The sequence below is a fragment of the Bacillus sp. PK6-16 genome, assembly GCF_056530295.1.
In genome coordinates, this window is the sequence record NZ_CP096511.1 from 3,014,408 (window position 1) to 3,039,651 (window position 25,244).

Consider the following 25,244-nt stretch of genomic DNA (forward strand, 5'->3'; position numbering starts at 1 on the left):
CATTCTGTAAGAAATTAGACAATATATTTTAATATATTTTCAAATTACCTAATAAAAAAGAACTATAACATTTACAACCCCCGTCATAGTTCTCTTTATTTTAAAAACATAAAGTAATTGATTAATTTGTCTAGTTCTTGACTCAATGCCAATACTTTTTCATGTTGAATTCCATAATCCGATACTAAATATAAAAGTTCTTCTTTTTTTATTTCAATTACTTTTTCCAATTTCGCTAGTTCCATGTCGTTTTACATCTCTCCAAAAATAAAATGTATGTATTTCAGTATAGCCTACTTACATAATTAGTAAAAGTAAAATACGCATGTAAAATCTTACATATTTGAAAAAATAATATACTACTAACAAAAAAAGAAACTAGATTAAACATCCTTTTACAGATCATTAACATTCATTAAGAATTAATAACATAACGAAATTTTTCTAATGTGATATCTTTATAATTTGGAGCTCTCTGTATATGATTAAAATAACTATATGAGAATTTAAATACATGACCAAAATCCCAATCGAATTCACTATAGTCTTTTATCCAAAATATATTTTCAGTTGGTAAAATATTTGCACGTTTAGATTGAATTAAAGGTAATCGATCTATAGGTGAGTGTAAAGTTATTTCCGTATTCAGCTTGAGCTTTTGGCTAGCTCTTAGTACGTATACTAGTTTTAACAGCGGACGTATCCCTCGTTGAAATATATCTATATGTCCTAAATCGTACATTATATTAATTGCGTGGGAGTATGTAAGCAAATGCCCAATTAAATCATGATGTGATTCCGCTCGATAAATACTATTAAATTTCGATAACTCATTTAAAATGAACTGAGATACTTGTGTTGGATTACTCAATTCACTTTGTATCTCCTCTTCAAAACTTAATTGTTTTACTTCTTTCGTCGTATAACCAATCCACGATCTACCCGGAATTGTTTTTCGAAATGATAAAATAAGAGTAGTAATCCCTTCAATTGCTTGATTATCACCCCATTTTTGTAGCTCTTTCATAGCTAATAAACTTAATGACGCATAAATGACGTTATGCCCCACCCAATGAAGCTCATCAATCGTTTGTTCTAAAGATTTTATAATCATATTTTCCGCAATTTTAAAATCTATTTCTTTTTTATCATCAATCATCTCACCAATTTTTTTCTTGTTCAGCATCATCCTTGTTTGCGAATACATATTACGAGCTGTTTCTTCATCAATATTATTATCTTTCATAAAAAAATAACTAGCAATTGCAGCTGCTCCAAAATGTGCATGCCAAATATCATTTGTTTCTTTTTTACATTGAGAAATAATTGAAAGACCGCCTTTTAAAATACTTTTGTTTTCCATTGTTTTCCATTTTTTCCTCTCCTAATAAAAATCACTATATTTTCATCCTAAAGATGGTGTCAGGACAAATAAAATGTGATTCGATTCATCACTTTTATTCAAAAATCGATGCTTCACATTCGGTGGAATACGTACAACATCGCCTTCTTCTAAAAAATATTCTTTTCCCTCCAATTCCACATACACTTCCCCTTTCATAATAACAGCAATCTCTTCCTTATCTTCATGGGAATAATGGCTTTCTGTTGTATTTGCTTGTTTATTTAAATCCATCATTAACATTTCAATACGTGCTTTCATAAAATCAGGTGTTAATACATCATATACAATGTGATCATTGTTTTCCCGATATACTTTTTTTCGATCTTTTTTCTTAGAAATGAGCGAATCTGTATCAATATCGTTAATAAAAAGTGTAAACAGCGGTACATTTAATGCTTTTGCAATTAATTCCAAAACATTTAAAGAAGGATTAGCATGTCCTCTTTCAATTTGGCTAATTAGTGATGTACTAATCCCTGCATAATCAGCGAATTCACGAATTGTCATATTATTTTTCTTACGATAACTTAATACTGTTTGTCCAAGCCTATCATGTATCATAGTAAAACTTCCTTTCATCCATCATAATGCATATTTCATTGTCTTTGTGCTGACATACTAAACAAAGGCAAATAATCCTTTCCTATTATCTCCGGGACTTATATACTTACCTTTGTACATTATATCGTATTAAGTTTATTATAATAAACACTCTATCGGAGGGACAAACTTTGAAATCACCTATTCTTTCATATTTCATCCTATTTTTTGGTGTATTCGCCTTATCAACTTCAGCAATCTTTGTAAAATTGGCAGATGCTCCTGCGACAATCATTGCTTTTTACCGATTATTCTTTGCCACACTAATTCTGTTACCGTTATTACTATTTAATAAAAATAGTCGAAATGAGCTAAAAACTTTAACGAAAAAACAATGGACATTCGGATTCATATCTGGGCTATTTTTAGCTGCACATTATGTACTATGGTTTGAATCATTACAATATACTTCTGTAGCAAGCTCTACAGTTATCGTAACGTTACAACCTTTGTTCTCAATGATTGGTGGTTATTTTTTATTTAAGGAAAGATTTACGAAAGGAGCGGTTATTGGTTGCCTCATCGCTATTTCAGGTAGTATCACCATTGGCTGGCAAGACTTCCAAATTAGTGGAGAAGCTTTATATGGAGATATTTTAGCATTTATTGCTGCCGGTATCATTACTGCTTATTTTTTCATTAGCCAACACGTTCGTAAAGATTTGTCACTTATACCCTATTCAGTAATTAGTTATGGAAGTAGCGCTGGCTTTCTTGGCATATTTGCTTTCACGCAACAAGAATCTTTCATCCATTACTCTACACAAACTTGGTTGTGCTTTATTGGATTAGCTTTCATTGCTACAATTTTAGGACAAACCATTTTTAATTGGTTATTAAAATGGATGAGTGCTACTGTAATTTCAATGAGTATTTTAGGTGAAACAATTGGCACTTGTATACTAGCGTACTTTATATTACATGAGACCATTTCTTTACAACAAGGACTAGGAATTACCGTTATTTTTATTGGTTTAGTATTATTTTTATTGCAGCCAAGTTCTAATAAAAAAGCATGACAGTATACTGTCATGCTTTTAACTATTCATTATGTACAATTAAACCATTCGGTCTAAAACGACTCATCATAATTTCATTAATAAACTTTCCATGAGCTTTCAAATTCCCTATCTTTACTCCCTCTTCTACAAATCCAAATTTTTCATATAAAGCTTTTGCTTTTGGATTCGTTTCTAACACACCTAGTTCTACTCTCTCTAACATTAACCAATTATCAGCCAGATCAAGCATCTTCGTAAGAAGTGCTCTCCCAATTCCTTTATTATGATATTCACTGTCTACTCCAATGAATAAATCGCCTGAATGAGATCTTCGGCCCGGACTTTGTGTTAAACCTACAAACCCAACAACTTCTCCATCATATTCTGCAACAAATTCAAATTGATTTGGTGCTAAATTTCGAATTCTATTTTCCATAGCTTCTACACGCATGCTAGGTAAGAAAACCATATACGGTAAAACGTCATCCTGTATACATATACGATGAATTGCTCTAGCATCTTGTATTTCTACTGCTCTAACGTTGATTCCCATCTTTCTCTCCTCCATATAAATAACAATATATTTGTGTGTATTCTAGAAACGTTCACGAATGACCTTCTCGCCCGTATTTCTTTATGTCATTTTTACATAATTATTTCGATATAATACTTAATTTCCAAAAATATTAACGACTATATGGATTTAGTTAACTTTTCACCTTGTTATATAAATCAAGCAAATTTTCAATCAGAATACCATTTAGTTTCATGCCGACTATATCACAATTTTCTATTTCAATATTTTTCAGATTACTATTACTTATAGTGCTACCTTCCAAATCACATTTATCGAATACAATAGGTTCCTTCTCATCTCCGAGACTTGTATTTTTAAATTGCACTCCACCTAAAGTCACCAAATTAAATTTACTGCCAGAAAGATTTAAATCTGCATATGATGACCTTCTAAAATTTATATTTCTAAACTTGGATTGACTTACATTACAATTACTCATATTCATATTCATTATATTGCTACCAACAAATGAACTGTTTTTTAAATTCACTTGATAATACTCTGTATTTGCTAAATTACAGTTTTCGTATTGACTATTTTTCATATCTTTATTTGTAACTACACTCGCTTTGTTTGAGCTTGTTTTTATTCTTTTCACGTAACAATACTCATCTTCCGATTCAAAAATCATTTGGTAACCCATCTTTTTATAAAAGTGATGATTGTTAATTTGTCTACTAGATGTTTCGAGATCCCAAATCTTTATGTTCGGATATTCCTTTTCTATTAATTTTATAACATGTGATCCAATTCCTTTTCCTTGATAAACAGGATCTACAAAAATACGATCAATTCGACCGTACGACTTACCAGAAATCGTAACTATTATCCCTCCGATTATTTCTTTATCCATTACAACTTTGAAAGAATCCAATTCTTCAATGGAATATTCCATCATTTCAACTGAAGAATATCCTGGCGGTTGAATGTTATAATCAATGACATCATCTTGGCCGTATAGCCATTGTTTTGCTTCTGCATCAAATGTTCTTTTCATTATTTCTGTTAATTTCTCAGCATCTAAAATTGTAGCTTTTTCTATAGATATTTTCGTCATTTTCGTTTTCCCCTTCATTATTACAAACCAACCATTTTTGTGAATGGCATAATGATCAATTCACTTTATTACCCCCTATTAAAACATTTATATCCTTATTTTTTTAAAAACAAAGAAAATTAACACTAATCACCCTCTTTACTATTAAACTACAAATCACCCTATATTTTCCACGATTACTTAATATTAATGAATAATAAAAAGAGACCATGTAATATAAACATGTTCTCTTCTTTTATTCATTTTCAATTTTATCCCGCTATTTGCCGGGCAGTAGGACCCCCACCTCAAAATTCAGCGAAAGCAAAGAAGTTAGGTGGGGGTCGGGCTAATAATCAGCGGGGGCTGACACCCCACTGATTAAAGTTTCACTTTATATAATTAAAAATTAGATATTACTTAAGCCACTCGTTGCAAGTATTACTTAACTGCTGTAAATCTTCTATAAATTGACTCGCATCATATCCATCACAAACCGAATGATGTACTTGTAATGAAACTGGTAGCATAACCTTGTTTCCATCGTTAAAATATTTCCCACAAGTTATAATTGGCAATAGAAAATTTTCATCATTATTAATATTAAGATTAAATCCAGTAAAACTAGTCCAAGGTATGCTAGAAATCGGAAATACATTAGGCGGAATATTTTCTTTCGTGAAAAGACCATGAACACTAGCATAGCATCTCATATCGTCTTCATAATTATTATAAAAAGTGCGGAAATCACTTGAATAATCCGTCCATATACTTGAAAAAGACTTATCATCTTTATGAAAGATTGTATAACTCGGTATCATTTCCTCCCAATAGCCTACAACTCCTTCATCGTTAAAACATGTTCGAAATTTTTTATGATTATTTACTACTCTAGAAATTAAATATATAAAAACGGGATAAAATTTTATTCCCTTTTGATATACTTCCCCTAATAACATCGTGATATCAACATTCACAGTCATACTAAATGTACATTTCAACTTTAAATAATGCTCAAAATGCTGCTCTCTATTCCAATCTTCTCTATCAATTACATGAAACTTCATTCTAATAGCCTCCTAAAATTTTCTTTTTATTTTAGAAGGCTAATTCCCTTGCTTTCACCATAATTGTTCACTCCTAACAGTTTATACATTTGACCCTAATTATTTATTTAATTATATAACATATGTAAGAATCAATTCACATATTTCTGGAAATCCATCCACATACTATAGATAAATCAAATGAAATTTGGAGGATACATACATGAATGACAAAAATATGAATAAAAAAGAAAATGTTACTGAAAATACTACATCTATTCAAAATAATAATACTGCAAACCTTACTATTGAAGAACAAGCAATGAACGGCTTATACGGAATGCCCGAAACAACAATTGAAGATGCTGATCACGCTGCAGCTGATGATTTGACTTCAAAAAATTAATTAACTACATTGAAAAAAGCCAAGGGAAATATCCTTGGCTTTTTTCACTATGCATCCACCTTTTGTATTTCTTCACTCTTTCTTGAAAGTTTACCTGGCCAAAAAGCAAATCGACCTAAAACTACTGTAATCGCGGGTACAAGTAACGGTCTTACGATAAACGTATCTAGTAATACGCCAATTGCAGTTACAATACCAAATTGAACTAATACTTGAATTGGAAGTGTACCTAACACAGCAAAAGTTCCTGCTAAAATTAAACCTGCCGATGTAATAACACTACCTGTTTGTATTACACCATTTTTTACTGCATCCAAGTGATTTTGTGTCTTTCTGTTTTTCCATATTTCTGAAACCATAAAGATATTATAATCTTCACCTAAAGCAACTAAAAATACGAATGCGTACAACGGTATCGCACCTTGAATGGCCGGCGCTCCCATACCGTAATGAAGTAATATCCATCCTGCTCCTAACGCTGAGAAGAATGATAGGACAACAGTTACAATTAAATAAATCGTCGCAACAACCGATCGTAAATAGACAAGTAATAGTAAAGCGATAATGCTAATCATTACTGGAATAATTACTGATTCATCACGTTCCGTAATTTGCTTTGTATCATATAATGAAGCTGTTTCTCCACCAATCCACAATTGCTCTTCAGCATTACTAATCCCAGCATCTTTTAATACTTTTTCTACATTACTTTTCAATTTAGGAATTTGATCTAACGCTTCAATTGAGTATGGATTTTCCGCTAAAGAAACTTCATACATTTGTATTTGCTTATTTTCTTTTCCCTCTTTTGGCTCTTTCACTGTATTTACGAAAGAAAATTTCTCTAGTTCTTGTTTAATAGGAAGCTCTTTGCCTTTCGTATCAACAACAACTTTTACTGGTGCTAGTTCACCAGCTGAGAAATGATCACTAATTAACGTAAACCCTTCACGAGAAGGCATATCCTTTGGAAACGACTCTAATAAGTCATATGTGTATTGAATACGTGGTACGAATGAAGCCAATCCGCCTAATACAAATACAGTTAGCATAATTATTGTCCACGGTCTTCGTACTACAATATCTCCAAGTTTTTTACTAAAGGAGCCTTTTGATTTTTCAACTTTTACAGCCCTCTTTTTCTTTCTTGCAAACTCCTCATTCATTGAAGTTGTTCTCGGTATAAACGGGAAAAATGCAATTCTACCGAATATTAATAATAGTGCTGGTAAAATCGTTAAAGCAGCGATTCCCATTATAAATACAGCAACACTAAATGGTACTGCAAATCGATGAAAGGCTCCATAATGAGCAAGTAGTAATGTTCCTAATCCAAGTACAACAGTTAATGCACTCATTATAATTGCACCGCCAGAAGCTTTAATCGCAAGTTGTAATGCTTTATATTTACTTTCTTCTTCTAACAAGTACTCTCTATATCTCGAAATTAAAAATAGACAATAGTCCGTTCCAGCGCCAAACAATAATACTGTCATAATTGATATCGCTTGGGCATCTACTTTAATCCATCCGTGATCAGCTAAAAAACCGAGTGTAGGACTAATAATACCGTATGCAAAGCCAACAACAAGTATAGGTAAAATCGCTAAAATTGGTGAACGATACAGTAAAATTAACAAAACTAACACTAGTAGTACAGTAGCCACTAACAATTTCACATCTGCTTGACTAAATAAACTAACTGCATCCGTTTGAATACCTACAGGTCCTGATAATCGAACATGTAAACCAGATTCACTTATTTTTTGTTTAAATGGATCTTCATCCACCTTACTATTCACTATTTTTCTAAACTCTTCAAGATTTCCTTTTAATATATCCGTACCAGCAGATTTATTAAAAAATACCGGTGTAACAAATGATGTACCATCTTTTGACGCACTTTTTAATAATACTTGCTCTGGGATTGTATCAAATGGTGGTAACGTTGATTGTTCTTTTAAAGGACTAGCTTTTAACTCTTTATAAACATCTTGTATGAGTTTATAATCCTGTGACTGTAATCCACCATCTCTATACCATACTACTAACAATGGATTCCCTGCATTATTCGGAAACTCTTTTTTCATAAGTGCTTCCGCTTGCTGTGACATAGCTGTTTCAGGTAAATTTTTCGGATTCGGTTCTTTCGTACTGTTTACTTGTGGTAACGTAAATGAAAGTAATAATGTAATAAGAACCCACACCGATAAAGTGATCCACTGCGTATTTCTCCCTGCTACAAGCCTCCCTAACATATGTAACGGGTGCTTTTTCATAAAAACCCACCTTCCTTTTTTCCTCCATTATTAATTATATATACTGGTCGGTTAATTAATCAAGAATGATTGAAAATTATGTTATAATTATCTCAATCATAAATGTCAGGAGCGAATGTATTTGGAACAAAAACAACGTCCTCTCGGAAGGCCGCGTCAAAATAAAAATACAAAATCTACAAAAGAAACCATTTTAGAAGTAGCAACCCGCTTATTTCTTACACAAAATTATCAAGTCGTTTCTATGGATGAGGTCGCAAAAGTTTGTGGTGTTACGAAAGCAACTGTCTACTATTACTATTCAACAAAAGCCGATTTATTTACCGCTACTATGATCGAAATGATGGTACGTATACGTGAGAATATGTCTCAAATACTCTCTACAAACAAAACTTTAGAAGAAAGATTATTAGACTTCGCTAAAGTTTACTTACACGCAACGATGGATATTGATATGAAAAATTTTATGAAAGATGCAAAACTGTCGTTATCTGAAGAACAATTGAAACAATTAAAAAATGCTGAAGATAATATGTATGAAGTACTAGAAAAAGCACTCGATAATGCGATGCACATCGGAGAAATTCCGAAAGGAAACGCTAAATTTGCGGCTCATGCTTTCGTATCTTTATTATCTATTGGGAATTTTAAAGATGAAAATCACAATCCTATTCTTGCAAATATAGATGAATTAGCACAAGAAATCGTTTCTTTTTATTGGAACGGATTAGGTCATTCATATTAAACTAATTTGCTTTAATAAAAGAGCATGTTTGAATTTTTTCAAACATGCTTTTTTATCATTTAAGTGTTTTATTTATATACCAACAATTAGACTACACTTTAGCATCCATTATTAAAAAATTATTATCTTTACCTTTTACAAATTTTGAAGTTGAACATTTATATTCTCCTTACTTAATCCCCCATGGTAACAAACTACAGATTTAATATCTAGATTTAAATACTTCTTCAAAGACTGCCGTGCTTCCATAATATTTAAAGTTGTTGGGGCATGAACTCCTCCTAACACTCCATTCACACTATACATCGAGTCTCCAGCGACAAGAATTTTACTTTGTTTCAAATATAAACTAATATGCCCCGGAGTATGCCCTGGAGTATGGAGAATTAGTATTCCACCGCAATACGGAAGTTCTTGCCCGTCAATCACAGTGTCACTCACTTTTCCTTTTGGTCGGTTCTCTATATTTCCGTCCTTCAATAAAGGTAAATCCCCCTCGATATATGGCTTATCTAGTTCGTGCGCATAAACTTTAATATTACTTCGACAGCGCTGCAACAACTCCGGAAGACTACCTATATGATCAATATCCTGATGCGTCAAAATCACGACTTTTAACTTATCAAATGATACCCCAACCTTTTCCATCTCTACTTGTATATCTTCAATTTGTCCTGGGAAACCCGTATCTATTAATACTGCCATTTCATCATTCCATAAAAGAATTGGATGAATAACAAATTCTTGAAATTCAAGTTGTAACATTTCTATCCCTTTAGCAATCTCCATACAGCCATTCTCCTTTATGTTGAAGTTTGAAAATATGTACGAGTAAACTGAAAATATAAAGTGAAACTTTAATCAGTGGGGGTTTTACTACCCGGCAAATAGCGGGATAAAGCACCTCTATCTTATAATATGTTTTGTCATCCCAATAGAGAATGCTTCAAACCCTATAGATTCATAGTAAGATTGCAACTTTTCTACACACATAAGTTGTGGAATAACCTTGTTTTGTTCACAGTGCTGGATTAATCGTTTCACTATTTCTTTTCCGATGCCACTAGACTGATATTTTGGCAATACACCAACTCCACAAATAATGCCTGTTATGACTCCATCTGATATGACACGCCCCATCCCTACCAACCTCTTATCATCAAAAACATAAATTGCATACCAACTTTGCTTACACATTCGTTCTAACTCGTTAACCGTTAATTTAAGAGAATTCCATCCTAAAGATTCGTATAAGGATAATAATCCATTAAAATCTGTAGGATGTTCACTTGTGTAGCGTATACTATTTTCCATGTAAATACTCCCTATTCTCTGGCTTGTTTATATTTCATAAAATTCCTTTTACACAAATCTGATCGATGTAAAAATAACTAGAACAAACTTCAATAAGAAAGATAGAATTCCTTCTCAATATAAAATAAAAAGAAGTTATCTCACTTAAGATAACTTCTTTTTATATAAGACTCTCATTATATTATTAACCAAAAAATATACAACTGCATACGATTAGCACAAACAAAACTAATAAACCATTTGAGAAATACCCCATAGAATACTACCCCTTTATTTCATTATGTAAAAGATTTTATCATAAAATGATTTACAACATAATAACCGAAAAAGACATTGTATTCATTAGTTATATATGTTTAGTAATATTTTATTTTCGGTTATATTCTCGTTCCCTGAAAGTGCTTATCATACTCTTCTACTTCAGTTCATATAAGTTCAAAATATTAAATAATAAGTAAAAAAGACCTCCACCTTACGAGATCTTTTTTACTTATTTTCCAAATACACTAATTGATTCTTCCTCAATTACAAGTAAACAATTAGCATATTACATGATTTAATATCCCAATAGCCAATTCAACTCTATTAATTCGGTTCGACCTTAATATCCCCCTTTTATTCCAAAAACTCAATAATCGTTTCACAGACTTTATCCATCTCCTCGATATCTGGGAAATGTCCACTATTTTCAAATATAACAAGTTTACCATTTTTCAATTGTCTCGTTATTCTATAACTCATTCCTACACCCGTGTTATAGTCATGCGCTCCAACTATGACACACGTATCAATTTCTAAACCTTTAATACGCTCAATAAGCGGTAAAGATACTTTTGTTCCAAAAATAACTTTGCTCATCTTCCCTGTATTACTTAACTGACTTTCCTCCCAAAGACTCCGATTTAGCTTTGCAAATTCTTCATTTTTAAACAATAGTCGATCTACAGCTTTTGTATCAACTATACTCCAAACTTGATTATACCTTTCTTTTAAAGGAATTTCTGACTTACTTATTATCAATATTTGTTCTTTCATTTCCCCTTTCGTTACTTGTAGAAAACCTTCTATCTGCACAGTATACATATCATTAAAATCATCTAACGATGGTGCTTGTAATACCATTTGTTCAACATTTTTTGGATATTTCAAAGCATACTCTAAACAAATTTGTCCACCAAAAGAATATCCTAACAAATTTATCTTCTCTACATGTAATTGCTTTCTTAATTCCTCTAAATCTTCGACTAGAGTATTGATTGAGTACTCACCGTCATCTTGTGGTGCCTCACTTCGTCCGCAACCTCTTTGTTCGTAATAAACTACAGTCATATTTCCTTCTAACTTCAAACCAAGCGTTCTTTCGAATACATAATGATTACCACCTGGACCACCATGTACTATAATAAGAGGGACTGTATTATGAGCTGTCCCTGCAACTTTACACCAATGCATAATCCCATTGATTTTCAAATAGTGTATACCATCTTGCAACATTAACTGATTCATTTATCCTCTCTCCTCATCGCTCACTTATTACTATCTAAATGTATAAGTTCTGACCATTTACACTTTTCCCCTTTATATTCTTTAGACACTATCCTCATTTATATGAATAGCTTTCTTATTCAAAAATAGATTTTTAAAAATTCCTACTCCCACAATTAATAAACCTATACCAACTAATTTATTTACTTGTAATGGAACACTCTCCATTCCAAATAATCCGAATGTATCAATGCATAACGCAACGACCAATTGAGTAATAAGACTAATTAGCACCGTATATGCTGGGCCTAAGCTCTTTATTGCACCCATTATACAAATAATTAACCCGATACCAAACAGTCCACTTACATAAAACAAATAATTTGTAGTATACACTTTAATGTTAATACTGTTTTCTGTAATGATATAAAATAGAATAGAACTAATGAGACCTATTCCAAGGACACATGTAGTTGTTAACCACTGTCCTACATTTTCATTTACTTTTGCATTAAAAACAGATTGTACGCTAATTAATATTCCTGCTAATATAGCTAAACTAAATCCAATCAAAATCTTCCTCTCCCTTTCATTGCTCATATATATTATCTTTAGCGACTTCCTTCATTCTAGAAAAATCTTTAATTACAATAACTCCATTACTCTTTTCAATTAGTTTTTCATTATAAAATCTTTGTAATACCCGAATTACGTGCCTATAACTTACCCCTATAAAATCTGCAATACTCGTTACTGAAGTTGCATCCAAATCCCCTTTATACATATTCCCGTTACTATCTGTTGAAATTGAAAGCAAATAACTAGCTACACGTACTTCTACAGGATAAAGTAAATTAAGAGCAGTAAAACGAGTCGATATTTTTAACGTGTTGGCAATGTTTTCAAGCAAGAACTTCATAAATATAGAATCATGTAATAACTTGTTTCTAATAACCGTATTAGAAATAGAGATTGCTACAACATCTGAACAAGCCTCAACGACATTATGTGCTTTGCTATATTGAATTAATTCAATATCACCAACAATGGCCAATGGATTGATAAAGCGAAGGATTAGTTTCTTCCCTTCAGGTGTAATCGTGTAAACTTTTATTTTACCTTTAACAACAAAATATAAACGATCCATTTCGTCATCTATATTGCAAATAAGCTCGCCTTTTTCAAAGTGATTTAATTGAAAATAAGCTGTATCTATTTCTGAAAAAATCTCGAGCGTTTTATTGGTTCTCAAATAATGCGTAATTAAACCTGATTTATCCTCCATATTCATTTCTCCTTTCATTTACATATTAAATACAACAATACCTATAATCATTACTATTGTTCCCACAATATGATATCTCTCCATCTGTATCTTTTTTATATGAAACAGTCCTTTCATTTCAATAACTGTTGCCGCTAACAATTGAGCAACCATTAGTGTGCCAGCTGTCAATGTAACTCCTAGTGAATATATCGCCATCGTTTCTGCACAAATAATGAATCCACCAAATGCACCCGCTGCTAAATATACTTTTTTTACACTCTTTAAATCTGTTACTTTCTCTTCTTTCTTTAACAAAAATACAGTTGTTGCAATAAGGAATCCAATTAAATGGGTTATAATACTTGTCGACCATATACCGATATGTGAACTAAGTTTCGCATTAAAGGTTCCTTGAAGTGTTATAAATATCCCCGCAAAAACAGCAAATATAATACCTTTCAAAAAATCATCTCCTCATCTTTTATTTCTGACTTAATTAAAAGCTATAATCCTATAATGGCAAAAGGACAAATGTCACATCACTATGAAAATAACTTGGAATGAAAAAAACACACCTCAAAAATGCGAGATGTGTTTTTTTATTATTTATATATAATGTTTTACGAATAAAAATTACGCTACATTAAAAGATTTCTTTTTCATAACAAACTTTGCAAATAAGAAACGTACAAGCGGTCCCATAATAATTAATTGTAATGGATATGCCATTATGAAATTTTTAATAAAAATCGAAAAATAAATTGAAACAAATGAATCTCCTTGTAGTCCACCATGTAAATGCATCATAGCCATACCAAAAAATGACATAAAGAACACCATTCCAATTACCATAGTTGTCGCCATTGCAACGATAATATTTATTTTCTTAGATTTATCAAATGGCAACATGAATACAATTTTTTTCGCACAAGGTCCAACTATACACATTTCAATTAATAGCGCAATAATAAAGCCAATTAATAGTTCTAATGCAATCTCTTTAATATAAATTGATCCTCCTGTTTCATTCATTAGTAAATTGTAAAACGTCATTACGATAACCATTCCAAGGCACATCATCATGCCAAATTGGAGGTTTTCCTTTCTTGTTGTTGGCAAATTTCATCATCCTCTCTCTTTGAGTCTTTGTCATTATATCGACATTGGAACCCCCTTCGTAAGTGAACATTTTGTGAACAAATTTAAAGCGTTTTCATGCATTTTCTTTACTTTCAACTCAAATTCTCACTTTTACTTATAAAGGTTTTATATATTTCAATGTTGAATTACTAAATTTAACATTGCATTACATTATTACTAGGAGGATAACCATGAATGAAGCAGAATTTTACGCATATCACATCGTAACAAGGAAAAAAATGCATATCGGACAAATGATTCCTTTTAACAAAAATCAACACAATACTCTATATCACTTCTTTTTTGAAAGAGAACAATTAAATGCTAATGGTGAAGATGGCATACAAATTTTAAATAATCACTATAAAAATGACGAATTACATATAAATAATGAAAATGCTAAAGTAGTTATGAGTTATATGGATCAAACAATTAGAGCAGTTAGAGAAACAATAGTAGAAATGGTTAGACTACAAGAATTCCCTGAATACCCTTCCAGGTTATCTTGTTTATACGCTTCAAAAAGCTATGAAGATGCTTTAAAATGGAAAGCATTATTTGATTCTTACAATCGAGAAGTTTTACAGATTGTTAAACTACGAGTAATCGGAAGTTCTTTTGAAGGTGACGGTAATCTTTTACCGAAAGAAGATGGCATTCCTTTTTCTCAAAAAATCGAACAAGCTAGAGAGTATTGGAAAGGAAATATTAGAAATGAGCTTCCTGAGCTACTGATTAATGGCGAAATTGAAGTTGTGGAAATTATTGATGACTTCTCCTCAATTCATATTTAATTTCTAACTAAATCATATAGGATGGAGATTACAATGAAGAAAAAAGTGTACTTCAATCATGATGGCGGCGTAGATGATTTAATTTCATTATTTTTATTACTTCAAATGGAAAACGTTGAACTTACCGGTGTATCTGTTATCCCAGCAGACTGCTATTTAGAACCCGCAATGTCTGCCAGTCGTAAAATTATCGATCGTTTCGGCAAAGGTAATATTGCCGTAGCCGCTTCAAACTCTCGCGGGCAAAACCCGTTTCCGAAAGACTGGCGGATGCATGCATTTTATGTAGATGCTTTACCAATTTTAAATGAGTCTGGAAAAGTTGTAACACCCGTGGTGGCAAAGCCTGCACATCACCATTTAATAGAAACACTCCTACAAACGGAAGGAAAAACAACTTTATTATTTACCGGGCCCCTAACTGACCTTGCTCGTGCATTATATGAAACTCCCATCATCGAAGATAAAATTGAACGTCTCGTTTGGATGGGTGGTACATTTCTTACAGCAGGCAATGTACATGAACCAGAGCATGATGGAACAGCTGAGTGGAATTCGTTTTGGGACCCTGAAGCAGTGGCTCGTGTATGGGATGCAAAAATTAAAATCGACTTAGTGACACTAGAAAGTACAAACCAAGTTCCGTTAACTATAAACATACGTGAACAATGGGCAAAAGAACGAAAGTATATTGGTATGGATTTCCTTGGTCAATGCTATGCAATGGTTCCCCCTCTCGTTCACTTCTCAACGAACTCTACCTACTATTTATGGGATGTACTAACTACCGCGCTTGTCGGAAACACTAACCTTGCAAAAACTGAAACAATTAATAGTATTGTTCATACATACGGACCAAGCCAAGGACGTACAGAGGAAACTGCTGATGGACGACCTGTAAATGTCGTTTACGATGTAAAACACGATGTTTTCTTTGAATATATTACTAAATTAGCTAAAAAAGCTGCTACTTGAAACCTCAATAACACGAAAAAAATTTATTAAGAATGATATACTTTAATTAATATAACATGAGGTGATAAGATGGATTATGAGTTACTAAAAGAACGAATAGAAATTATAACTTCTAGAATTAAATACATAGGTGGTGAAGTTCAAGAAGTTTGTATAGATGAACCATCTTCCCTTGAACAAATAATCCAAGTAGAAGAAAAACTGGATATTAAACTACCAAATAGCTTCAAAAAAGTACTTTTAGAGTTCTCAGGAAATTTTAGCTTACGCTGGTTTTTACCTGACGATGTAGAGCTACCAAATGAATTTACTGATATTTTTTGCGGAACACCCCACTGGGGTTTAGAAAGTCTTTCTAAATTCGAAAAAGAACGTAAAGACTTGGTTGACGAGTTTTTTTCAAATTTAGATGATGAATATGATGTAGTTTGGCACAACAAATTAGCATTTTGTGAAGTGGGAAATGGAGATTATTTAGCATTTGATATGAAAGATGATATAGATGCTCCAATAATTTACCTAAGCCACGACGATGGAGAAGGACATGGGTATAAGATTGCGAATAATTTCATTGAATTCATTGAGAATTGGTCAAGAGTAGCTTTTGTAGGATGCGAAGATTGGCAGTGGTTACCTTTCACTACCAGTTTTGAAAGTGGTATAAATCCAGATGATGAACCAGCCAAAAAATTTAGAAATTGCTTGGGACTTAATATTTAAAAGAGTATTGAATTAAATTTCAATACTCTTTTTGTGCAATTTCATTATATTTGATTAATGTAGTGTCTTACAGATTATTCATTTCATAACCATTGACAAAATACGTTATTGTTTCTAACTCATCTTCATTTAATTCTCTATCTAGTTCTTGTTTGTACGCTGCCTTTATCTTCTCTTCATCGCCCTTATGAGCTTCTGTATAAGTTCCTACTGCTTTTAACATGCGAATCTCTTGTAAAAACTCCTCTCGATTTATCGCTTCCCCATGAGAAAGAATATATGTCTCAGCATCAAATTTTTCTAATTCATCTATTAATGCAAACGTTCTTTTCGTCGTATAGTTCCACTTCGAGGAAAAAATATCTGCATATATACAGTCCCCTAAAAACAATATCTTTTCTTCTTTTATGTACATAACAACTGAATCATGTGCATGATCTCCGCCCACATGTTTTAACACGCATGTCACCTCACCAAGATCTAATTCCATTTGATCCTGGAACGTTAAGGCCGCAGGAATAATGTTAATATTTCTCGCTTTTTCTTCAAACTCTTTCTTGATGCAATCCGCACAAAATTCAATTTCAGTACCCTCTTTTACGCGTGCATCCAACGCTTCATCTGTCCATTCATAAGATACTATTGTCTGCATTTCTTTTTTCGTTTCAGCGTGCGAAATAGTTAATGCATTCCGTAATACAGATAATCCAAAAATATGATCCCAATGCCAATGCGTTAGTGCTACAAAATCAGGATTTGATACATTTTGTTCTTTTAACATTTCTAAAAATAATTGTGCATGTTCTTCTGAATTCCCTGCATCGATCATTAACGTTTTTTCTTTTCCAACAACCATTCCTAATATAGGTCTATCTGTTTCAGAAACAGGTGTCATATACCAAAATGAGTTTCCTATTTTTTTAATTTGTTGCATAACCAATTCCCCTTTTCATTTTCTCACTTAAGTTTAATATATAGATTATAACGAATCACTACTTTTTTCTCTATACTCAAACACAATTACTTGGACTAATCTAACTTTTCTTTTCGTAAGCTAAAAATAAGGGAATAGAATCGGAGTGTGATACTATGGAACGTTTATGGATCCCAATGATTGTAACATTTTTTTCGTTCGGTGGATTACTATTAGGCGGTGCTGTTGGAGTAGCAACACGCCAACTCATTGAAGAAAAGATGCATCGTTTATACGCATTATGTGGCGGTATTTTGTTTGGGTTATTGTCACTTGAAATTATTCCTGAAACATTTTCAAGCTATGAAATGATTGGACCTATACTTGGTATAGCTATCGGTATTTTAGTTATGGGCTTATTAGATAACTATTGTCACCATCCAATGATACATAAAAAAGATCAACAAGCATGGCAAACCTTTCTTTTTCTCTCTTTCGCTATATTTATTCATAATATACCGAGTGGATTTGCGTTAGGTACAGCTTTTATAAATCATAATGAATCTGCCATTCCCTTTTTAATAGCAATCGTCGTTCACCATATTCCAGAAGGATTAGCTTTAATTATTCCATTTCTTTTTACAAAACATAAATATATTTCCTTTTTATTAACGACTTTATTACTTTCTCTTATTCTCGGTACTGGCACAGTTTTTGGCATTTTGATGGAAGGAAAAGCTCTTCACCTGCAAGGCCTCATTATGGGAAGTGCTATTGGTTCACTTGGATATGTCACAATTCATGAAATGCTTTGGAAAGCTAAGAAACAGCTCTCTTTCCTTACATTTCTAATGTGGGCAACTAGTGGTTTTTTACTAATAACAGTGTTCACTTTATTCGCTGGTCATCATTAAAGTTGCTAAAGTGAAACTTTTGTTCCTCCCACACTGATTCTTAGATTACAAATAACCAGATAAATTTTCTTATTTGTATATTTTCCCTTTTTATCCAAAACATAATGTTATCTACCTATTATAAGGAGGAACAATTATGTTTGGGAAAACAGCCGGTGAAGCATTAGTTGATTTATTAATTGACTGGGGAGTAGAACACATATACGGTATGCCTGGAGATTCCATCAATTCTATCATTGAAGCTTTAAGAAAAAAACAAGATCAAATTAAATTCATTCAAGTTCGCCATGAAGAAGCTGGTGCATTAGCAGCGGCTGCCTATGCAAAATTAACAGGAAAACTTGGCGTTTGTATGGCAATTGCAGGGCCTGGTGCTATTCATTTATTAAATGGTTTATATGATGCGAAACTCGATAAAGCCCCTGTTCTAGCAATTTCAGGTCAAGTAGAAACCGATTTACTTGGAACGGACTTTTTCCAAGAAGTAAATTTAGAAAGAATGTTTGATGATGTTGCGGTTTATAACCAGCGTATTATGTCAGCAGAGCAACTACCTGCCGTAGTGAATCAAGCAATTCGAATGGCTTATACGAAAAAAGGTGTATCCGTTCTTACAATTCCAGATGATGTCCCTAAATTCGAAGTAAAAAATGGTGCCCGTGTTACAAATACTTCTTTTACTTTGCCTGAGTTGTTTCCACAAAAAGAAGATTTAGATGCAGCGAAACTCGCAATAAATGAAGCGAAAAGGCCTGTGATTTTAGCTGGAAAAGGAACAAAACATGCAAGAGAATCTTTACTTGCATTGGCAGAACATATTGGTGCTCCAATCGTACTTACATTACCAGCTAAAGGAATTATTCCTGATGAACACCCTCTTTGTATTGGTGGATTAGGATTGATTGGAACGAAACCTTCTTATGAAGCAATGAAGCATGCAGATACTTTAATTATGGTCGGTACTTCTTATCCGTTCACCAGCTTCTTACCTGAAAAAGCAAAAACAATTCATATCGATACAGATCCTGCCCAAATCGGGAAACGTTATGCGACAGATATTGGTTTAGCTGGTGATGCTGATAAAACATTACGATGGTTAATTGAAAATGTTGAAGAACACACAGACCATTCCTTCTTAGAACATCACCAAGAAATGATGAAAAAGTGGGAAGAAAAATTACACGATCAAGAAGAAGACTCTTCCATTCCAATTAAACCACAACGCGTTATGCATGCTCTGCAGCAAGTAGCACATGATGACGCAATTCTATCAGTCGATGTCGGAAATGTAACAGTATGGACCGCAAGACACTTCCGTATGACAAACCAGCAATTTGTCATTTCTAGCTGGCTCGCAACACTTGGTTGCGGTTTACCTGGTGCTCTTGCTGGAAAAATTGCATTCCCGGATAAACAAGTATTTGCAGTTTGTGGTGATGGCGGATTTGGAATGACGATGAATGACTTCGTAACAGCTGTAAAATATAAATTGCCAATCGTTGTCGTCGTATTAAACAATAATAAAATTGCGATGATTAAATTCGAGCAAGAAGTTATGGGTAATATCGAATTCGAAACAGATTTAACGAACCCTGATTTTGCAAAATATGCAGAGGCGTGTGGAGGTATTGGATACCGTGTTGAGAATTTAGATGAACTCCTTCCCGCTTTCGAAAATGCAGTAAAACAAAATAAACCGTGTATTATTGATGTAGTTGTAGATGCTAACGAAGCACCAATGCCAGCAAAAATCACATTTGGTCAAGCCGCTGGTTATACGAAGCATATGATAAAAGAATTATTTGAAGAAGGTAAGATTGATTTACCTCCACTTTAAACGAAAAAAGATAGCTGAAAACAATTTGTCTTCAGCTATCTTTTTTATTTTTGTATCTCTCTATAAAAAGAAAAGTCATTCATAGTTGGTTGTACTTGTTTCTCTACTTGTAATTCTTTACTTTCCCTCTCTAGCTTTCTCACATTTCCTAACTTAATCGCATCTTGCATGCTATTACTAATTAGATTTCCAGCTAAAATTGTCATACTATAAAAAGCAATCGGTATAAGTACAATCCATGTATGAGTAGTTAAATGACGGAAGTTTTGACCAATTAGACCGGTCCATTCTTTTGTTACACTATCTGCCTCTGTACCAAAGATAATTGTTCCACCAAAAAATAACTCTAACAAGCCAAGATGCAAGAGAAGTAATAAAGTACTCACAAATTGTTGAGCAACAAGTAAAAAAAATGATGGTAATACGTGTGGCCATACGTGATTTTTCACTCTATGCCATTTACTGCCCCCAAGCACAGTTGCTGCCATCATAAATTCTTCTCTTTTTATCCGACGGACTTCCTGCGCTGTATATAACATAATTGTTGGTACCGCTAAACACGTAAGGATAACCATTTGAAATATTACCCTTAAATGAAACGGCTCTGGTACTGTCCCATTTTCAAACACTAAAACTTCCTTTAACACAAAAAAAGAAATCATAACCATAGGTACAATGCTGAACGGATCAAAAAAAGATGCTATAACTGGAAAAGAACGTTTGCTATACATACCAAGAAGCAAACCAATACCTCCTCCAACTATAACTCGTAGAATCGCTATAATTACGCTCGCACCAACTGTCCATTTCGCTCCTTCTATTATTAGCTGGAAAAGATCGCGTCCTTTCTCATCACTACCGAACCAAAATTTATTCGACGGTGAAAATGGAGCAGCCTCTAGTTCTCCTTTTTCGTTATACATCATCGTAAGTTCACGGATATTCCCATCGAAAAATAAAGTATTTCCAATACTAACAATCATAAGTACGCTTAAAAAAGTAACACCAAACCAAAATCTCACATCTCTTTTTACAACTTGCCACATGCTAAACACGCTCCTTTATTACATTTTGTAAAAACGTATGTAATAAACGAAATAGTATAAAAAGCGGTACGTATAATATAATTAAACTTACTGTAAATATTTCTAATTTCGAATTTTCTTTTACAAAAACAAACATACCGTACGTATTAAATATCCATTCAATAATATATAAATTTGATAACATAAATAAAATATTTGTTTTTGCATAATAGATTGTTGTTAACAAAACATTTCTTGAAATATGATTTGTTAAAATATGTCGTAAACTAAGCCCTTTACTTTTAGCAAATATACTATAATCTTTCTCTAATTCTTCTCTGAAACGTAATAGTAGTAGCTTAATAAATAATAGTGTTGTAGGCAAAGTTAGACATATTATTGGCAATAGGCGAGCCCTTTCCTCCCCAATCCCCGCTAGTTTTACTGGCATAAAGCCTGTCTTTTGAAAGATTATTACGACTAGAAGTTGCGATAATAAAATTATTAAAATATCTGGGATGCTTTCAAGTACAACAAAAATCCCATTCCACATTCGTTGCTTTGATTGAGACCGTTGTAATACCCACACAACGAGAACATACGCAATAAGTAATGACAGTAAAAATGCCGAAATAAATACAAACATTGTCTCTAAATAATGAATCCATATTTGCGGAAATAATTTCCTCGAATCTCGAAATCCATATGTAATTTCCCAAGGTTGGAGTAACTTTCCTCCAATAAACACAATCGTGTTCCAAAAACCAATTAAATCAATTTGTAATCCCTTAAATAATCGAGGGAGCGCACCTAAACAGATTATACATAGAATTGCAGCGAATAATTGTAAACAAGTAATCCCACACCACTTAGCAGTTCGCATCAACATAACTATTACCCCTTTAAAAAAGAATATTCAGAAAAAAGCAAACCTCTTCAACCATACCTTGAATTCGCTTTTTCCCACTTAGTAAAATAGCTTGGAATAAACACGTAACAAAAAATAATCAACCAAACACGATAAATCCCAAAAGTAATTTTTTTAAAGTTTCATTTTGGTATATATACCTAATCCCTTCTTTAAACTCTGTTATTAACATCTTCAAATTAACTTCTTTCCATTTTGTTCTACCATTTGGTAAACGAACTTTTTCTGGAATGGAGATCGTTTGAATCAAAATACCACTCGTAATAAAAGTAAGTGTATTTACTAAAATGCTCCCATAAATTCCAAAAGTCCAGTACACCATCGTTGCAATTCCTACACCAAACAAAGCATACAAACTATTTACCATTTGATTAATACCCGCTGCTGCACCGTATTGGTCTGATTCAACTACTCCCTGTATCATCGATTGTTCTGATGGAGAGAAAAATTGTATACATGCATTTTCCAAAAATAAAAATATAAAGACAAGTATAATCATCCCGTAATAAAGCGAAATTAGGATTCCAATATTACAGAGCGAACAACATATGTTACTTACTGTACATATACGTTGTCTATCAAAACGATTCACTACTGTCCCTACTAATAGAAAAAAGATTCATGCAGGTAATGCAATCATAATTTGTGTCATCGTTGCGTAAACTGGTTGTTTTCCGTATTGATCTAGCAAATAAAACATTAAAGAAATTCCAGCAATCATAGAACCGAGTCGCTCTAAAATATTTGCTAGAAAAAAACGTGCATACACTTTGTTGCGAAATAACTGTAGCATTTCTTTCATACTTCGTATCCTTTCTCTCGACAAAATAGTATTGTTTTAGTCATTTATTGGAAGTTACATTATATTTTTCGACCATTATCCAATCTTTTCCTTCTTAATAAAAAACATAAAAAAAGAGCCCTTATTCTCAACACAAGGACTCTTTTCATAAACTATTTAGCTACCTCTTCTTTCGGCATTACCATACCTTTATAAAGTTGAACAGTTATCCAGTAATAAATGAAATAAATGACTAAGAAAATTCCTATTGGCACCCACACTTTTACAAACGGGTCAACTAATATAAAGCTGAATAAGTTAAGCCCTACTAAAACGTGAGAAATGCCAATGATCGCTGGGAAGATAAATAAATATGAAATTTCTTTATATATACTTTTCGTTAACATACTACGTCTTACACCGATTTTTCGTAACATTTCATAACGGCGTACATCACGAGAAGCACCTGTTAATATTTTGAACATAAGGGAACTCGCCATCATTGCTAAAAAGGCAATTCCGAGGAAAAATCCCATAAACATTGTTCCGCTCATGAAACTGCTCGTTAACTGATAAATTGTCATTTTTGTAAATATGTCTACTTTTGTACCTGTTGTTTTTTCAATTTGTTCTTTTTGTCTCTTATCTATTTCAATCAACAACGGTTTATACTTTTTCATATCATCTACTTTTGCTAATGTTACAGTGTGTTCTGTTCCTTGAATTCCTTTATAATGCGCTTCATCTGCAATTCTTACAGGTTTTCCGTTGAATTGATTATGTGTAATTTGTATCTCTCTTACAATCGCATCTTCCCAATCTTTTGGCATACGAGGAAATTTTGCTACTTCAGGAGCTTCCAAAGCAGAATATATAGGTTCAGTTAAAGGTTCAGCCACCCGTTTACGCGCAGGCTCTTTTAAAGTTTTCGTATCAAAGCGTTCGGAAATTAGTGGTGGTTTCGCTGTTAAATCATTACGTAAGTAGTAAACCGCTTCCCCATCTACTTTATACTTGTACTTGCTTTCTTCAACAATTTCCATTTCTTTTAATGCTGTTGTATCTTGTTCATTTGGATCATGAATTACGACATCATATACACGAGAAAGGTCTGTCATAATACCTACATTTTTTTGGAAAGCCATACCTGCCGTCATCGCACCTGCCCCTAATGCAATTAACATCGCTACAGTACCTAATACTCTCGATAAACTATTTACTCGAAAGCGTAGCTGTGCATATGTAAAACTATTTAGACCAGTTTCATTTCGTTTTTTATTCCCCTTAATTTTCATCACAAAAAATGGGAGTAATGAACTAAAGATAAAATATGTTCCAAGTGTTGTAACGATGGTCGCTATAATAAAACCTAATTCAGCATATATTTTTACATTGATCATAAAATAGTACCCTGTACTTACTAGTAATACACCAAGTACTGTCATTATTATAATGCGAGTTTTACTTTTCTTCACTTCATCTAGTGTTTCATCTTCACGAATTAACTCTAGTTCAGTTTTACGTAACAATCGGACACTGTTCATTAAGCCAGTAATGAAAAATAGTATTAAGAAGAAAATAGCTGTAACTAAAATTGCTGGTGTGTATACAGATGCATAACTACCTTTTGCTGAAATTTCCATTCCATTCATTAAAAAGTTTCCTGCTACACTTGCAAGTAACATCCCTACTAAAATACCGATAATAATACTGACAATCCCCATACCGAATGTTTCAATAAATAATAACTGTGCTACTTTTTTCTTTTTTGCACCAAGCATCATGTACATACCGAGTTCTTTTCTTCTTAATGTGAGCAAGAAAGAGTTGGCATATATAATATAAAATACAGTAATGAAAGATAATAGTATTGCACCTACCCAGAATACGAGTCTAATACTACTAATAAGACTATTATCCTTCGTAAATTCACTATTCATCGCCATCGTTTGGAACATGTAAAAAATACTAATGCTAATAACGAGACCAATAAGTAAAACCATATAATCTTTTAACATCTTTTTCATACTATGACGTGATAATTTAAATAACATAG

General features: G+C 32.8%; 26 protein-coding genes and 1 pseudogene. 8 read left to right on the forward strand and 19 right to left on the reverse strand.

What is annotated here, in order from left to right; all coding sequences use genetic code 11:
• Positions 1-95 precede the first annotated feature (95 nt).
• From M1D66_RS15385 to M1D66_RS15395, 3 genes are all read right to left on the reverse strand, one after another.
• A complete protein-coding gene (locus M1D66_RS15385) occupies positions 96-245 on the reverse strand; it encodes an aspartyl-phosphate phosphatase Spo0E family protein (RefSeq protein ID WP_000417698.1) in 150 nt (49 codons plus the stop codon).
• A 170-nt stretch (positions 246-415) separates the two neighbouring features.
• Positions 416-1,363 (reverse strand): hypothetical protein, encoded by a 948-nt coding sequence (locus M1D66_RS15390; RefSeq protein ID WP_086389117.1) that lies wholly within the window; start codon positions 1,361-1,363, stop codon positions 416-418.
• Positions 1,364-1,405: 42 nt separating this feature from the next.
• Positions 1,406-1,966: a helix-turn-helix domain-containing protein gene (locus M1D66_RS15395; RefSeq protein ID WP_000581029.1), complete on the reverse strand. Its 561-nt coding sequence runs from the start codon at positions 1,964-1,966 to the stop codon at positions 1,406-1,408.
• Positions 1,967-2,136: 170 nt separating this feature from the next.
• On the opposite strand from M1D66_RS15395, the gene M1D66_RS15400 reads away from it, so the two are divergent.
• Positions 2,137-3,024, forward strand: coding sequence for a DMT family transporter (locus M1D66_RS15400; protein ID WP_242554590.1), 888 nt, complete (start codon positions 2,137-2,139; stop codon positions 3,022-3,024).
• 22 nt (positions 3,025-3,046) lie between these two features.
• On the opposite strand, the gene M1D66_RS15405 is transcribed toward M1D66_RS15400, so the two are convergent.
• The 3 genes from M1D66_RS15405 to catA all read right to left on the reverse strand — a co-directional run bounded on the left by M1D66_RS15405 (position 3,047) and on the right by catA (position 5,686).
• A complete protein-coding gene (locus tag M1D66_RS15405; RefSeq protein ID WP_000512619.1) occupies positions 3,047-3,559 on the reverse strand; it encodes a GNAT family N-acetyltransferase in 513 nt (170 codons plus the stop codon).
• A 154-nt stretch (positions 3,560-3,713) separates the two neighbouring features.
• Positions 3,714-4,658 (reverse strand): GNAT family N-acetyltransferase, encoded by a 945-nt coding sequence (locus M1D66_RS15410; protein WP_242554591.1) that lies wholly within the window; start codon positions 4,656-4,658, stop codon positions 3,714-3,716.
• A 377-nt stretch (positions 4,659-5,035) separates the two neighbouring features.
• Positions 5,036-5,686: a type A chloramphenicol O-acetyltransferase gene (gene catA, locus M1D66_RS15415; protein WP_000668526.1), complete on the reverse strand. Its 651-nt coding sequence runs from the start codon at positions 5,684-5,686 to the stop codon at positions 5,036-5,038.
• 202 nt (positions 5,687-5,888) lie between these two features.
• Between catA and M1D66_RS15420 the strand changes: the two genes are divergently transcribed.
• Complete coding sequence (locus M1D66_RS15420; protein ID WP_006918627.1) at positions 5,889-6,071, forward strand: DUF4021 domain-containing protein; 183 nt, start codon at positions 5,889-5,891, stop codon at positions 6,069-6,071.
• A gap of 47 nt (positions 6,072-6,118) precedes the next feature.
• On the opposite strand, the gene M1D66_RS15425 is transcribed toward M1D66_RS15420, so the two are convergent.
• Positions 6,119-8,350, reverse strand: coding sequence for an MMPL family transporter (locus M1D66_RS15425; protein WP_088362942.1), 2,232 nt, complete (start codon positions 8,348-8,350; stop codon positions 6,119-6,121).
• Positions 8,351-8,471: 121 nt separating this feature from the next.
• Here M1D66_RS15425 and M1D66_RS15430 point away from each other — a divergent pair, with 121 nt between their 5' ends.
• Complete coding sequence (locus tag M1D66_RS15430) at positions 8,472-9,095, forward strand: TetR/AcrR family transcriptional regulator (protein WP_000436025.1); 624 nt, start codon at positions 8,472-8,474, stop codon at positions 9,093-9,095.
• Between the two features lie 135 nt (positions 9,096-9,230).
• Here M1D66_RS15430 and M1D66_RS15435 read toward each other — a convergent pair whose 3' ends face one another.
• The 7 genes from M1D66_RS15435 to M1D66_RS15465 form a co-directional block, all read right to left on the reverse strand.
• The gene (locus M1D66_RS15435) at positions 9,231-9,884 is read right to left on the reverse strand and encodes an MBL fold metallo-hydrolase (protein WP_242554592.1); all 654 of its coding nucleotides are present in this window, start codon (positions 9,882-9,884) and stop codon (positions 9,231-9,233) included.
• A gap of 117 nt (positions 9,885-10,001) precedes the next feature.
• Positions 10,002-10,409 (reverse strand): GNAT family N-acetyltransferase, encoded by a 408-nt coding sequence (locus tag M1D66_RS15440; protein ID WP_000431735.1) that lies wholly within the window; start codon positions 10,407-10,409, stop codon positions 10,002-10,004.
• A 615-nt stretch (positions 10,410-11,024) separates the two neighbouring features.
• The gene (locus M1D66_RS15445) at positions 11,025-11,915 is read right to left on the reverse strand and encodes an alpha/beta fold hydrolase (protein WP_049107692.1); all 891 of its coding nucleotides are present in this window, start codon (positions 11,913-11,915) and stop codon (positions 11,025-11,027) included.
• Positions 11,916-11,996: 81 nt separating this feature from the next.
• Positions 11,997-12,467 (reverse strand): DMT family transporter, encoded by a 471-nt coding sequence (locus tag M1D66_RS15450; protein ID WP_000579025.1) that lies wholly within the window; start codon positions 12,465-12,467, stop codon positions 11,997-11,999.
• A 16-nt stretch (positions 12,468-12,483) separates the two neighbouring features.
• On the reverse strand, positions 12,484-13,179 hold the full coding sequence (locus tag M1D66_RS15455) for a Crp/Fnr family transcriptional regulator (protein WP_242554593.1): 696 nt from the start codon (positions 13,177-13,179) through the stop codon (positions 12,484-12,486).
• A gap of 18 nt (positions 13,180-13,197) precedes the next feature.
• Entirely contained in the window at positions 13,198-13,623 is a 426-nt protein-coding gene (locus tag M1D66_RS15460; RefSeq protein WP_017657649.1) for a DMT family transporter, read from the reverse strand.
• A 171-nt stretch (positions 13,624-13,794) separates the two neighbouring features.
• Complete coding sequence (locus tag M1D66_RS15465; RefSeq protein WP_006918614.1) at positions 13,795-14,280, reverse strand: DUF2798 domain-containing protein; 486 nt, start codon at positions 14,278-14,280, stop codon at positions 13,795-13,797.
• A 212-nt stretch (positions 14,281-14,492) separates the two neighbouring features.
• On the opposite strand from M1D66_RS15465, the gene M1D66_RS15470 reads away from it, so the two are divergent.
• The 3 genes from M1D66_RS15470 (at position 14,493) to M1D66_RS15480 (ending at position 16,790) form a co-directional block, all read left to right on the forward strand.
• Positions 14,493-15,095: a DUF2441 domain-containing protein gene (locus M1D66_RS15470; RefSeq protein WP_049107694.1), complete on the forward strand. Its 603-nt coding sequence runs from the start codon at positions 14,493-14,495 to the stop codon at positions 15,093-15,095.
• A gap of 21 nt (positions 15,096-15,116) precedes the next feature.
• Positions 15,117-16,070 carry a nucleoside hydrolase gene (locus tag M1D66_RS15475; RefSeq protein WP_085964407.1) on the forward strand — a complete coding sequence of 318 codons (954 nt, stop codon included), beginning with the start codon at positions 15,117-15,119 and terminating at the stop codon, positions 16,068-16,070.
• A gap of 69 nt (positions 16,071-16,139) precedes the next feature.
• Complete coding sequence (locus M1D66_RS15480) at positions 16,140-16,790, forward strand: SMI1/KNR4 family protein (protein WP_049107695.1); 651 nt, start codon at positions 16,140-16,142, stop codon at positions 16,788-16,790.
• Between the two features lie 67 nt (positions 16,791-16,857).
• Here M1D66_RS15480 and M1D66_RS15485 read toward each other — a convergent pair whose 3' ends face one another.
• Positions 16,858-17,724, reverse strand: coding sequence for an MBL fold metallo-hydrolase (locus tag M1D66_RS15485; protein ID WP_049107696.1), 867 nt, complete (start codon positions 17,722-17,724; stop codon positions 16,858-16,860).
• A 155-nt stretch (positions 17,725-17,879) separates the two neighbouring features.
• On the opposite strand from M1D66_RS15485, the gene M1D66_RS15490 reads away from it, so the two are divergent.
• Together M1D66_RS15490 and M1D66_RS15495 are read left to right on the forward strand one after the other, a co-directional pair.
• A complete protein-coding gene (locus M1D66_RS15490) occupies positions 17,880-18,617 on the forward strand; it encodes a ZIP family metal transporter (protein ID WP_049107697.1) in 738 nt (245 codons plus the stop codon).
• A gap of 136 nt (positions 18,618-18,753) precedes the next feature.
• Positions 18,754-20,454 carry a pyruvate oxidase gene (locus M1D66_RS15495; protein WP_212125815.1) on the forward strand — a complete coding sequence of 567 codons (1,701 nt, stop codon included), beginning with the start codon at positions 18,754-18,756 and terminating at the stop codon, positions 20,452-20,454.
• 44 nt (positions 20,455-20,498) lie between these two features.
• Here the strand turns inward: M1D66_RS15495 and M1D66_RS15500 are convergent, their stop codons facing one another.
• From M1D66_RS15500 to M1D66_RS15515, 4 genes and pseudogenes are all read right to left on the reverse strand, one after another.
• Positions 20,499-21,500 (reverse strand): ABC transporter permease subunit, encoded by a 1,002-nt coding sequence (locus tag M1D66_RS15500; RefSeq protein WP_000267878.1) that lies wholly within the window; start codon positions 21,498-21,500, stop codon positions 20,499-20,501.
• A 1-nt stretch (position 21,501) separates the two neighbouring features.
• Positions 21,502-22,368 carry an ABC transporter permease subunit gene (locus tag M1D66_RS15505; RefSeq protein ID WP_000929104.1) on the reverse strand — a complete coding sequence of 289 codons (867 nt, stop codon included), beginning with the start codon at positions 22,366-22,368 and terminating at the stop codon, positions 21,502-21,504.
• 121 nt (positions 22,369-22,489) lie between these two features.
• A pseudogene (locus tag M1D66_RS15510) lies at positions 22,490-23,209 on the reverse strand (MFS transporter); the annotation flags it as partial.
• 152 nt (positions 23,210-23,361) lie between these two features.
• Complete coding sequence (locus M1D66_RS15515) at positions 23,362-25,242, reverse strand: FtsX-like permease family protein (protein ID WP_000897863.1); 1,881 nt, start codon at positions 25,240-25,242, stop codon at positions 23,362-23,364.
• Positions 25,243-25,244 lie beyond the last annotated feature (2 nt).